The following is a 13,293-nucleotide window of genomic DNA, read 5'->3' on the forward strand; positions in this document are numbered from 1 at the left end:
TTGCGGGCAAAGCTGATCATCGCATAGCCTCCGCCAAAGGTATGCGATGTCATCGGCACATAGAGCCAGCTAGACTCCCCCAAGGCCGTGCGATAGGTTCAATTTCAAGTGAGCAACGAACAAGGCTCCGAGGGAACAATTGGCTGGCATGAAGTCGGAATCTGATCTGTTGCGTATCGAAAATCTGGGCATTTCGTTTTCGATGCTTGGCGGACGTTTGCAAGTCGTCAAGGGCGCCAACCTGCGCGTTCTCCCGGGAAAAGTCACTGCTCTCGTCGGTGAATCCGGTTCGGGAAAGTCTGTTATCAGTCAGTCAGTTATGGGAATCCTGCCCAATACGGCAAAGGTCACCGGGAAAATACTGTTCACTGATCCAATCGACGGCAGAAGCACGGATATTCTGCAATTGTCACGGGATGGGCCTGAAATTCGGGCGTTACGCGGCAGCCGCATGGCGAAAATCTTTCAGGAGCCGATGACATCGCTGTCGCCGCTGCACACCGTTGGCAATCAGATCAGCGAAGTTCTAGCCATCCACACCGACGCGACAAAGGACGAGCGTCGGGCCAAAACCGAAGAAATGCTTGGTCTCGTCGGCTTTGCCAAGCCAAGTCGCACCTATGACATGTATCCGTTCGAGCTTTCCGGTGGTATGCGCCAGCGGGCCATGATTGCCATGGCGCTCATCTGCCGCCCTGCCCTCCTCATCGCCGATGAGCCGACGACGGCGCTTGATGTGACGATCCAGGCGCAGATCCTCGAACTGCTGCGCGATCTTCAACACAAGCTGAACATGGCAATGCTGCTCATCACCCATGATCTCGGCGTCGTCGCCAATATGGCCGACGAGGTGGTGGTCATCTATCACGGTGAGATCATGGAAGCAGGACCGGTCGACGCAATCTTTCGTCAGCCGCAGCATCCCTATCTGAAAGGCCTCATGGCCGCCGTACCGCATTTTGACATGAAGCCTGGTGAACGCCTGAAGGCACTACGCGAGGTCCCGGTCAATTCGAACACATTGTGGGCAAAGAAAAAGCAGATCGAAAACGCGCCGGACATTCTTCTTTCCGTTCGCGACCTGGTGAAAGCCTATGGCATCCGCAAATCGGGCCTGTTTGGCAAGCAGGACAAGACCTTGGTCAAAGCGGTGGACGGCATCAGCTTCGATATCAGGCGCGGCGAATGCCTCGGTCTTGTCGGCGAGAGCGGCAGCGGCAAAACCACGGTCAGCAAAATATTGATGCGCGCTATCACACCTGACAGCGGCTCCGTCACCTTTGATGACGGCAGGGGCAAGATCGATGTTCTCAAGGCGCAGGGCGACGAGCTTATGGAGTTGCGCACCCGCATCCAGATGGTGTTCCAGGATCCGGTCTCATCGCTCTCACCGCGCATGACAGTGCAGAACATCCTCAGTGAACCGCTGGAGATCCATGGACTTGGCGACAATGCTTACCGTCTGGAGAAGGTGCGCGCGCTGATGCAGGCCATTGGCCTCGACCAGCGCTATCTCAACCGCTATCCACACAGTTTTTCCGGCGGTCAGCGCCAGCGCATAGGTATCGCCCGTGCTCTGGCGCTCGGGCCGCAACTGTTGATTTGCGACGAACCCGTCTCGGCACTCGACGTTTCAGTTCAGGCGCAGATCCTCAATCTTCTCAAGGACCTGCAGAAGGAACTCGGGCTTACTTATCTGTTTATCTCCCACAACCTTGCCGTTGTCGACTATATGGCGGACCGTATTGCCGTCATGTGTGGAGGCAGGATTGTCGAGATAGCACCGCGCGAAATAATACTTCGTGACCCGGTTCATCCCTACACGCGCTCGCTGCTGGCGGCTGTGCCTTTTCCCGATCTGGACAGGCCGCTTGACTTCGAAACATTGAAGATGGGTGGCGCCTCGGACCAACACTCCTGGGGTGCCCAGTTCGCCGGTGATGGCGACAGCGCGACACTGGCTCCAGCCGATCTTGGTGGCGGCCATCTCGTCCTGGCGCGCCGCAATGCCGATGCAAGGGAGTTACGTTCGTGGTAACGCGCCGCACTATCCTTGGTACTTTCGGCCTTGGTGCTTTGGGTTGCGCGATGCTGCCGGACCTGACAGGTGCTGCCGACCGCGATATTGAGCCGGAATATCTTGCCGATCAATTGCGTGCGCGCAGTTTGCCTCCGCTTCCGCAACGATTGCCAAAGCGGCCGCGCATTGTGCGCCTGAAGGAAATGGGACGAACCCCCGGGCAATATGGCGGAACGGTCCGCACGATCATCGGCAGTGCCAAAGACATCCGGTTCATGACCATTTACGGTTATGCGCGGCTGATTGGCTATGACGAACGTCTGGTTTTCCAGCCTGATATTCTTGAGGGCTTTCAGTCCGAAAACGACACCGTGTTCACTTTCACGCTCCGCGAAGGCCACAAATGGTCGGACGGGTCTCCATTTACCGTCGATGATTTCCGCTATTGGTGGGAGGACGTCCTGCTCAACAAGGATCTGACACCTGGCGGTGGCTCCATGGTGTTGCGTGTCGATGGAAATCTGCCGCGCTTTGAAGTTCTCGATGAATGGACCATCCGCTACTCCTGGGACAAGCCAAATCCGGATTTCCTGCCAAATCTCGCCGGGCCGCAGCCATTGGTCCTCGTCGGGCCTGCAGGCTATCTCAAGCAGTTCCACAAGGAGTATCAGGACCAATTCAGGCTTTCCGCCTTGATGAAGGAACAGCGGGTGAAGAAGTGGGCTGACCTTCATATCAAAATGTCACGAACGTACCGGCCGGAGAATCCCAAGCTGCCAACGCTTGATCCGTGGCGAAACATGACAGCGCCGCCGGCGGAGCAATTCATCTTCGAACGCAACCCGTTCTTCCACCGCGTCGACGAGAACGGCCGTCAACTGCCCTATATCGACCGCTTCGTGCTCAATGTCAGTTCGTCCTCCATCATTCCCGCCAAAACCGGCGCGGGAGAAAGCGACCTGCAGGCAACCGGCATTGATTTTGCCGATTACACCTTTCTGAAGGACGCGGAAGACCGCTACCCTGTGAAGGTTGATTTGTGGAAAATGACGCGCGGTTCGCGCGTCGCAATCCTGCCGAATCTCAATTGCGGCGATGACGTCTGGCGTGGGCTGTTTCGTGACGTGCGGGTGCGACGGGCTTTGTCGCTTGCCATCGACCGGCATGAAATCAATATGGCGGTGTTTTACGGTCTCGGCGTTCCCAGTGCTGATACCCTTCTGCCCGAAAGTCCCCTGTTCAAGCCCGAATATGCCAATGCGTGGATCGATCACGATACGCAACAGGCCAACGCGCTTCTTGACGAGGCCGGATTGCAAAATCGCGATGAGGACGGCATTCGCCTGCTCCCGGACGGCCGGCTGGCCGAGATCACAATCGAAACGCCGGGCGAGAGCTCCGTGGATACGGATGTGCTTGAACTCGTCACCGATCACTGGCGCAAGATCGGCATCGCGCTGTTCATTCGCACATCCCAGCGCGACATTTTCCGCAGCCGTGCCATGGGCGGGCGCATCATGATGTCGATCTGGTATGGCATGGACAACGGCGTGGCAACTGCCGACATGAACCCGGGACAGCTGGCGCCCACGATGGACGATCAGCTGCAATGGCCGCTCTGGGGAATGCATTACCTGTCGCATGGCAGCCAGGGCAAGGCACCGGACCTTCCTGAAGCGATTGAGCTCACTGAACTTTTGGGGCGCTGGCAGCGATCCGCCCACATGGCGGAGCGCACCGAAATCTGGCAGCAGATGCTGGCCATCTATACCCAGCAGGTATTTTCGATCGGGCTTGTCAATGGCACGCTGCAACCGATCGTGCGTACATCACGTTTGCAGAACGTTCCCGAAAAGGGCCTGTACGGCTTTGATCCCACATCCTATCTCGGCATTTACATGCCTGATACTTTCTGGCTGAGCGGGGAGCAGGTCTAAACAAATGCTGCGTTATATCCTTTGGCGTATTGCTGCGATGATCCCCACCCTCTTGGTCATCTCGGCCCTGGTCTTTACCATTATCGAGTTGCCGCCCGGCAATTTCTTCGAAAGCCAGATCGCGGAGCTCCGTGCCCAGGGTGAAACCGTCAATCTGCAGGAGATTGAGGAACTGCGCCATCAATACGGTTTCGACCGACCGCCGGTGCTGCGTTATTTCCATTGGCTTGGCGGCATGCTTCAGGGTGATTTCGGCTATTCCTTCGAGTACCAGCTGCCGGTGAGCGAGGTGGTGGGAGAACGGATGTGGCTGACAATCCTCGTCTCTTTCGTCACGATCTTGTTCACCTGGGTCATCGCCTTTCCTATCGGCATGTACTCAGCCACACATCAATATAGCTGGAGCGACTATGGGCTGACGTTGTTCGGGCTTCTCGGCATTGCCATCCCCAATTTCATGCTGGCGCTTATACTGATGTACTTCGCCAATATCTGGTTCGGCACATCGATTGGCCATCTGATGGATCAGAAGTTTCTGGGCGAACCGATGAGCTGGGAAAAAGCGCGGTCTATTCTTTCCCATCTGTGGATTCCGGTCATTATCGTCGGCACCGCGGGCACCGCCGGCATGATCCGGCGCTTGCGCGCCAACCTCCTGGACGAGTTACAAAAGCAATATGTGATGACGGCGCGCGCCAAAGGACTTCACCCGTTTCGCACGCTGGTCAAGTACCCGCTGCGCATGGCGCTGAACTTCTTCGTCTCCGATATCGGTTCCATATTGCCCTCGATCATCTCCGGCGCTGAAATCACCGCGATCGTTCTTTCACTGGAGACAACCGGCCCAATGCTCATCAAGGCGTTGCAAAGTCAGGATATGTATCTTGCAGGCTCCTTTTTGATGTTCCTGGCACTCCTGACGGTCATCGGCGTGCTCATATCGGATATTGCGCTTGCCTTTCTTGATCCGCGCATTCGCTTGCAAGGCAGGAGTACCAAGTGACGGCACCGCTTCCCCCGCCCGGCGCGCCCCTGCAACATTACGTTTCCACCGCCCCGTTCGATCCAATGTCGATCGAGGCGATGACCGATGCGCAGGCGAAAATCCATCTTGCATCGCAGGCGCGTTTGATGTGGTGGAAATTCAAGCGGCACAAGCTCGCTTTGGCATCCGGCATATTCTTGCTCTTGCTCTACGGCATGATCATTATTGCCGAATTCCTGGCACCTTACAATTTGCACACGCGCAATGTCGACTTTATCCATTCGCCCCCACAGCGGGTGCATCTGTTCCACGACGGAAATTTCGTTGGTCCGTTCGTTTATGGCCGGCAAATGAAACTGGATATGGAGTCGCTCAAGCGTCTGTACACAAACGATCGCAACGATGTTCAGCCGCTTCGCTTCTTTTGTCGTGGTGACAGTTACCGTTTCTGGGGCCTGATCGAGGGTAATGTCCATCTTGTCTGCCCGGCGAAGGACGGCCAGATGTTCTTGCTCGGCACCGATCGTCTTGGCCGTGACGTCTTATCCCGCATCATCTATGGTGCGCGCATATCGCTGACGATCGGGCTTATCGGCATAACCATCAGTTTCGTTCTCGGCATCGTGATCGGCGGACTTGCAGGCTATCACGGCGGTTTGTTCGATCTGCTGGTGCAACGCGTCATCGAAGTGTTGCAATCATTGCCTAGCCTGCCGCTATGGATGGCATTGGCGGCTATCATGCCGGTGACGTGGAGTCCTATCCTGATCTATTTCGGCATCACCATCATCCTCGGCATGCTGGACTGGACCGGGCTCGCCCGTTCCGTGCGCTCCAAACTCCTTTCGCTGCGTGAGGAAGACTATGTGCTGGCGGCGCAGTTGATGGGTGCCAAGAGCGGCCGGATTATCGGGCGGCACCTGGTGCCCGGCTTTATGTCGCACCTGATCGCCACGGCCACCATTTCCATACCGGGGATGATCCTCGGCGAAACCGCACTGAGTTTCCTTGGGCTTGGCCTCAGGCCTCCGATCACCAGTTGGGGTATTTTATTGACCGAAGCGCGCAGCGTCAGCGTCATCGCTTTTTATCCCTGGCTGCTGTTCCCGATGATTCCTGTCATACTTGTTATCCTGGCGTTCAATTTCTTGGGAGATGGGTTGCGTGACGCTGCCGATCCCTACAGATAAGGCAAATGAGAATCCGATGGGTTCGTGTTCTCACGATCGTTTCGAATGCACTGCGCGGGTCAAACCGCAAAACAGGGGGTTTTGACCATGATGCGGCGTTTCGAAGATGCCCGGATCTTGATGTATAGCCACGACACCTTCGGCCTTGGCCATTTGCGGCGGTGCAGGACCATTGCCCATTCGCTGGTCGAGGACTACCGCGGGCTCAATATCCTGATTATATCCGGCGCAACGATCGCCGGCGCATTCGACTATCGCGCCCGCGTTGATTTCGTGAAAGTGCCGAGCGTGATCAAGCTTCGCAATGGCGAATACACCTCGCTTGCCCGCCACATCGATCTGCATGAAACGCTGAAGATGCGCCAGTCGATCATCCGGCATACGGCCGAGACCTTTCAACCCGATATTTTTATCGTCGACAAGGAACCGATGGGGCTGAAGGGCGAAGTGGAGGAAACCCTCGCCTATCTTAAATCTCGCGGCACGACACTCGTGCTGGGCCTGCGTGAGGTCATGGACGCGCCGCATCTGCTCGAGGCCGAGTGGAAGAACAACAATGTGATGCGGAAGATCGATCAGTTGTACGACACGGTCTGGGTCTATGGCCCGCCGGATTTTTACGATCCACTCGTCGATCTGGATGTGCCGGTCACCCTGCGCGACAAGATGAAATTTGTCGGTTTTCTGCAACGCAGCCTGTCGAACGACAACACCCCGACCCATGTTCCCGAGGGCGACTATATTTTGGTGACAACGGGCGGCGGCGGCGACGGGGCCGACCTCGTGCATAACGTCATCCACGCCTATCAGCAGGATCCGACCCTCCAGCACAAGGCATTCATCGTGCTCGGCCCGTATATGCCGGCAAAGCAGCGGGCAAAACTGGTCAGGAAGGGGGGCAAAATTCCCTATATCCAGGTCATCGAGTTCGATAATCGCATGGAGGAACTGATCGCGGGCGCGAAGGCCGTGGTGGCCATGGGCGGCTACAACACCTACTGCGAAATTCTGTCTTTCGACAAGCCGGCACTGATCGTGCCCCGCGTCCTGCCACGCGAAGAGCAACTGATCCGCGCCACACGCGCCGCCGAACTTGGTCTCATCGAAATGCTGCTGCCAGAGGAAGCCGAGGACCCCTTGCGCTTTGCACAAGTGCTCAAGCGCCTGCCGGACCGTCCCCCGCCATCACAAACCGGCAAGGGTGAAGGCATGCGGCTGGAGGGTCTCGTGCATATTTCCGAGATCGTCGGCGACTGGCTGGACGAACGCGAACAACCATTGCCCGCAGTCGCGGAATAAGAGAATAAACTTGTCAGTACGCCGCAAGACATTGGTGATTCTGAAGGGCTATCCGCGCCTTTCGGAGACATTCATCGCACAGGAACTGCTCGGACTGGAGCGGGCAGGCTTCGACCTGACGCTGATCTCCATGCGCAAGCCGACGGACAGGAAACGTCACCCGATCCATGATGAGATCAAGGCGCGTGTCGTCTATCTGCCCGAATATCTTCACGAAGAACCAATCCGAGTCTTTCGTGCTCTCATGGCAGCGCGGAAAAACCCCAATTTCAAGCCACTTCTCCGGCGATTCTGGAAAGACCTGCGTCGCGATATTTCGCGCAACCGCATCCGTCGTCTCGGCCAGGCACTTGTCCTTGCCCATGAATGGCCGGACGCAGGCGAATGGCTGCATGCCCATTTTATTCATACGCCGGCTTCCGTCGCGCGCTATGCCAGCATCATGACTGATGTGCCCTGGACCTGTTCGGCCCATGCCAAAGACATATGGACCTCTCCCGACTGGGAACTGATCGAGAAACTCGGCGCGGCGCGCTGGAGCGTCACCTGCACGCGCGCGGGCTTCGAACACATGCGCGGGCTGACAAATCGAAAGGAACAGGTGCATCTGAGTTATCATGGTCTTGATCTTGCCCGCTTCGGATATTTCTCTGGCGTCCGTCCCAGCCGCGACGGTGCGGACAGAACGGATCCCGTGCAGATATTGAGCGTCGGCCGTGCCGTGCCGAAGAAGGGCTACGACATCCTTTTGCAAGCACTGGCGCAGCTGCCTGCCCGTCTGCACTGGAGGTTCGTGCATATTGGCGGCGGCGATGAACTGGCGCGGTTAAAACCCCTTGCCGACAAGCTCGGCATAGCCGACCGCATCAGCTGGAAAGGCGCGCTTGCGCAGGAGGATGTCCTTGGCCACTATCGCAGCGCCGATATATTTGCCCTCGCGTGCCGGGTTGCGGCAGATGGAGACCGCGACGGCTTACCGAATGTCCTTTTTGAGGCTTCCAGTCAAAACCTTGTCTGCATCTCAACGAATATTTCCGGCATACCCGAGCTTCTGACCGGCGGAGAAAACGGTTTCGTCGTCCCTCCGGAAGATCCCCGGCTGCTGGCGGTTGCACTTGAACGCGCAATCCGCGAACCCGACCTTCGATACCGCTTGGGCAAGGCCGCCGAGAAACGGGTACGCGAACACTTCGACCATACTGCGAGCATCCGCCAATTGACCCGCCTTTTTGAGAGCGAATGGCAAAAACCATGAGCGAACCGCGCGTCCTTTTCTACGTCCAGCATCTTCTTGGCATAGGTCATCTCGCCCGCGCCAGCCGCGTAGCCGCGGCGCTCGCCGCTGACAAGTTCGATGTCACGGTGGTAACGGGTGGATCGAAGGTTTCGGGTTTTCCGGGACCCGATGTCAAATCTGTCGCATTGCCCACAGTGCTTGCGGGCAATGCCGGATTTTTAGGTCTGGCAGATGAGTTTGGTAATGCGGTTGACGATGAATTTCTGGCGCACCGCCGCGATCTCCTGCTCCAGGCGTTTCACCAAATCAACCCATCTATGGTCATCATCGAAGCGTTCCCTTTTGGACGCAGGCAGATGCGATTCGAACTTTTGCCATTGCTGGATGCCATGAAGGCAATGTCGCCGCGGCCGAAGCTTCTGAGTTCCGTCCGTGATATCCTGCAGGAGCGCACGAAGCCCGGGCGTGATGAAGAGACGGTTCGCATCATCAAGGCACAGTTCGACCATATCCTGGTGCATGGCGACCCGTCATTTGCAACGCTTGCCGATACGTTTCCCTTGGCAAAGGAGATCGCCGACAAGATTATCTATACCGGTCTGGTTGCAGGTCCTGACCCGGCCGAACCATCGGAAGTCTTTGATGTCGTTGTGTCTGCCGGTGGCGGCGCCGTGGGGCTCGATCTGATCCGCTCAAGTCTGGAAGTGGCAAGGCAATCGGCCTTCCGCGGATCCTGGTGCCTGATCACCGGACCCAATCTGCCGGAACGCGATTTCAATGCCTTGTCGGCACAGGCACCCGGCAATGTGCGCGTCGTCCGTTTCCGCCAGGATTTTCCATCATTGCTCAAAGGAGCCGAGCTTTCAATTTCGCAGGCAGGATACAACACGGTGTGCGATATTCTGCGCGCGCAGTGCCGTTCCATCCTTGTCCCTTTCGCGGCCGGTGGCGAAACGGAACAGAGTGTACGGGCCGCACGGCTGGACACCCTCGGCCTCGCCATCGCCTTGCCCGAAAACAGCCTCAACGCCGATATTCTCGGCAATGCCCTTGCGGCCGCCCTGGCGCAGCCAAAGCCATCATCGCATATGCTTGACCTCGGTGGCGCCGAGCGCACAGCTGCGGTGTTGCGACATCTCCTCTAGGCAGGCAATGTCCCTCAGCGACAGCACCACAACCAGATGCCGACGCCTGCCAATTGACAACGCAACCTTCCGTCCCCATGTCGTATAGCCTTCACGAACCTGATGCTGTAGGCTGGGAGGATTCAATCATGGAGTTCGTCCATGTACTCTTCAAACGTTTCAGTATTTGAAATTCCAGCTGAATTCACAGCCCACGGTCGCCCATGGAAACAAGTCTAACACGCTATATCTGGTCGAACACGCGGCTGCAGCAGATATGGATTCTGTTCGTCGTAGCTGTCTCGATGATTCCGTATTTCATGTCTTTCGACCTGCCAAAACAGATCGTCAACGGTCCCATCCAGGGTAACGGTTTCGAGACCCCGGGCGCGACGCGCACCTTCATGCATCTCGAATATGACGTCCCCGTTTTCGGCAAGGTGGTGTTTTTCGACGGCCTTGAACTTACGCGTTTCCAGACATTGATGGCGTTGAGCCTGGTTTTCCTGCTGCTCGTCATCATCAACGGTTTGTTCAAGCTTTATATCAACACCTACAAGGGCCGTCTCGGCGAGCGCATGTTGCGACGAATCCGCTTCGAGTTGATTGACCGCGTGCTGCGTTTTCCGCCGGCGCAATTCAAGCGGGTAAAATCCGCGGAAATTGCGACGATGATCAAGGACGAAGTCGAACCCATGGGCGGCTTCACCGGGGACGCCTTCGTTCAGCCGGCATTGCTAGGCGGACAAGCTATCACGGCCCTCGTCTTCATCATCATGCAGAATTTCTGGCTTGGTATGATTGCCGCAGGCATTGTCGCGGTCCAGGGCGTGGTCATTCCCCGCATGCGCAAACGGTTGCTTGAACTCGGACGCCAACGTCAGCTCACGGCGCGCGAACTGTCTGGCCGTGTGGGTGAGATCGTCGATGGCATTGGTACCATTCACGGTAATGACACATCGAACTTCGAACGGGCCGACATCGCGTCGCGGTTGGGCCTGATCTTCTCGATACGGTACGATCTTTATCAATGGAAGTTCCTGGTCAAATTCATCAACAATTTCCTCGCACAGGTCACTCCGTTTCTATTCTATTCGATCGGTGGCTTTCTGGCGTTGCAGGGAAGACTCGATATCGGCCAGCTCGTTGCCGTCATCAATGCCTACAAGGACCTGCCGGGGCCGTTGAAAGAGCTCATCGATTGGGACCAGGCCCGTCAGGATGTCCAGGTCAAGTACAACCAGGTGGTAGAACAGTTCAACGTCGACATGCTCGTTGATCCAAGAATCCAGGCTCTGGCGCCCGATCCCGTCAACCGCCTTGAGCATTCGCTGCACGCGGTCAACCTGACACTTTCCGACGACAGCGGTGCGCCCTTGCTCAGACATGTCACGCTGGAGATCAAACCGGGCGAGACTGCCGCCATCGTTGGCAACAGCGGAAGCGGCGCCGAGGCCCTTGCCGAAGCCTTCGCACGCCTTATCTGGCCGGAGCAGGGTCGCATCACCATCGATGGCAAAGACATCCTCGAACTGCCAGAATCAGTAACCGGCCGCCGCATCGCCTATGCGGCATCCGATACCTACTTCTTCCACGGAACCTTGCGCGATAATCTGCTTTATGGCCTCAAGCATGCACCCCTGACCAAGGTCGAGTATGAAGGAGCAAAAGCTGCGAAGAACAAATGGAACATCAACGAAGCGCGCCGCGCCGGCAATCCCGAACTCGACGTGAACAGCGACTGGGTCGATTACGTCTCCGCGGGCGTGACAGGGCCCGACGATCTGTTCAAGGTGGTGCGTCCGGTACTCGATGCCGTTCTGATTTCCCAGGACATTCTCGATATGGCGCTGCGTTCTAATGTCGACATCAAGACACACGCTGATTTGACCGATCGCATTGTCGAATTGCGTCAGGCGCTGCGCAAACGATTGAAGAAGGAAGATCTCGACGATCTTGTCGTTCCGTTCAAGCTGGATGAATATAACCCTCAGGCCACCGTTGGTGAAAATCTGCTGTTCGGCAGCATGAGACGTCCGATGATGACGAACCGCAAACTGGCCGCACATCCCTATTTCCGCTCGGTGTTGCGTGAGAACGACCTTTACATCGATCTCTACAATATGGGTCTGGAGATCGCGGCCAATGCCGTCGAGCTCTTCGAGGATCTGCCGCCGGATCATCCGTTCTTCCAGCAGCTGACCTTCATGACCGCCGATGACATCCCGGCCTATCAGGTGTTGCTGCAAAAATTGCAGGGCCGCGGTATCGACGCGGCGTCGGCAGACGAACGAACAAGCATTATCCGCCTGAGCTTCTCCTACATCGAGCCAAGGCATCGCTTTGGTCTTTTGAACAGCCAGCTCATGGCCAAGATCGTCGATGCGCGCGCACGTTTCCACCAGAATATGCCGGACGATCTCAAGGCCGTCATTGAACGCTATGATCCTGAACGTTTTATCTCAACGGCCACGCTTCTCGATAATGTCCTTTTCGGCAGGATCGGCTTCACCCAGGCCGATGGTTCGGATCGCCTACGCACCATTTTGCGCGACCTGTTCGACCGTCTCGGACTGTTCGAAAGCGTCCTTTCGATTGGCATGGATTTCGATGTCGGATCCGGCGGCAAGCGATTGACCAATGTGCAGCGACAGAAGCTCAATGTTGCCAGAGCCCTGCTCAAGCGTGCTGACTACGTGATATTCAATCGTCCACTGCCCGCGCTTGATCAACGCGTGCAAGACCACATCACACACAACATCATGGAGGACCTGCACGAAGAGGGCCACGCGCCTGCGATCATCTGGGTTCTGTCAAACACTGCACTTGCCAATCTGTTCGATCGCGTGATTGTATTCGACAAGGGAACACTGGTCGAAGATGGAACACACGCGACTCTCCTTGAGAAAAACGGTATATTCAAGGAGCTGGTGTCATAAGGGGAACAGGAGATCTTTTGAGAATTCAGCTTTACGCCCGTCTGGCTGAAATTATCGAAAAGTCTCTATCAGGGGGTGGTGGACGTTCATGCTGCTGAAAGATGAAGTTGAAATGTTGCGGCGGGTACCGCTGTTTTCGGGCGTTGCGCCAGCCAAGCTCAAGCTTCTGGCCTTCACATCCGAGCGCGTCAGCTACAAATCCGGCCAGATCCTGTTTCGCCAGGGCGATCCAGCCGATGCAGCCTATGTCATCCTCACTGGCGGTGCTGATATTCTGTCAGATTCCCCCAGCGGTGAAATCAAGGTTGCGGAGATAGAGCACGATTCCATCGTCGGTGAAATCGCCATCCTCTGTGACGTTTCGCGAACTGCGACGGTCCGGGCAAACTCCGCACTCGAGGCCTTGCGCATCAGCAAGGATCACTTTCTCAAGCTCCTGAGTGACTATCCGGAGATGACCATCGAGATCATGCGCGTCCTTGCCGACCGCCTGAGCCACACAACAACCGAACTCAGCGAAGCGCGCAGCAAGCAGAAGCAGGCGGCGAAATAGCGGGGCTCA

9 protein-coding genes are annotated in these 13,293 nt (G+C 56.7%); all 9 read left to right on the forward strand.

The features are described from left to right. Positions 1–148 precede the first annotated feature (148 nt). The 9 genes from PHA01_RS06500 to PHA01_RS06540 all read left to right on the forward strand — a co-directional run bounded on the left by PHA01_RS06500 (position 149) and on the right by PHA01_RS06540 (position 13,284). Complete coding sequence (locus PHA01_RS06500; RefSeq protein ID WP_271894111.1) at positions 149–2,038, forward strand: ABC transporter ATP-binding protein; 1,890 nt, start codon at positions 149–151, stop codon at positions 2,036–2,038. Further along, on the forward strand, positions 2,032–3,957 hold the full coding sequence (locus tag PHA01_RS06505; protein WP_271894112.1) for an ABC transporter substrate-binding protein: 1,926 nt from the start codon (positions 2,032–2,034) through the stop codon (positions 3,955–3,957). The genes PHA01_RS06500 and PHA01_RS06505 overlap by 7 nt, the downstream gene beginning before the upstream one ends. Positions 3,958–3,961: 4 nt before the next feature. Next, the gene (locus PHA01_RS06510) at positions 3,962–4,960 is read left to right on the forward strand and encodes an ABC transporter permease (RefSeq protein WP_112532361.1); all 999 of its coding nucleotides are present in this window, start codon (positions 3,962–3,964) and stop codon (positions 4,958–4,960) included. Then, complete coding sequence (locus tag PHA01_RS06515; protein ID WP_271894113.1) at positions 4,957–6,132, forward strand: ABC transporter permease; 1,176 nt, start codon at positions 4,957–4,959, stop codon at positions 6,130–6,132. The genes PHA01_RS06510 and PHA01_RS06515 overlap by 4 nt, the downstream gene beginning before the upstream one ends. 87 nt (positions 6,133–6,219) lie before the next feature. Beyond that, positions 6,220–7,431: a glycosyltransferase family protein gene (locus PHA01_RS06520; protein ID WP_271894114.1), complete on the forward strand. Its 1,212-nt coding sequence runs from the start codon at positions 6,220–6,222 to the stop codon at positions 7,429–7,431. A gap of 10 nt (positions 7,432–7,441) precedes the next feature. Then, a complete protein-coding gene (locus PHA01_RS06525; RefSeq protein WP_271894115.1) occupies positions 7,442–8,686 on the forward strand; it encodes a glycosyltransferase in 1,245 nt (414 codons plus the stop codon). Then, entirely contained in the window at positions 8,683–9,813 is a 1,131-nt protein-coding gene (locus PHA01_RS06530) for a glycosyltransferase family protein (protein ID WP_271894116.1), read from the forward strand. Before PHA01_RS06525 ends, PHA01_RS06530 begins: the two co-directional genes overlap by 4 nt. A 203-nt stretch (positions 9,814–10,016) precedes the next feature. Further along, on the forward strand, positions 10,017–12,731 hold the full coding sequence (locus PHA01_RS06535; RefSeq protein ID WP_271894117.1) for an ABC transporter ATP-binding protein: 2,715 nt from the start codon (positions 10,017–10,019) through the stop codon (positions 12,729–12,731). Between the two features lie 88 nt (positions 12,732–12,819). Further along, positions 12,820–13,284, forward strand: coding sequence for a cyclic nucleotide-binding domain-containing protein (locus PHA01_RS06540; RefSeq protein WP_224510389.1), 465 nt, complete (start codon positions 12,820–12,822; stop codon positions 13,282–13,284). Positions 13,285–13,293 lie beyond the last annotated feature (9 nt).

It is taken from the genome of Candidatus Phyllobacterium onerii, from assembly GCF_028331445.1.
Taxonomy (GTDB): domain Bacteria; phylum Pseudomonadota; class Alphaproteobacteria; order Rhizobiales; family Rhizobiaceae; genus Phyllobacterium; species Phyllobacterium onerii.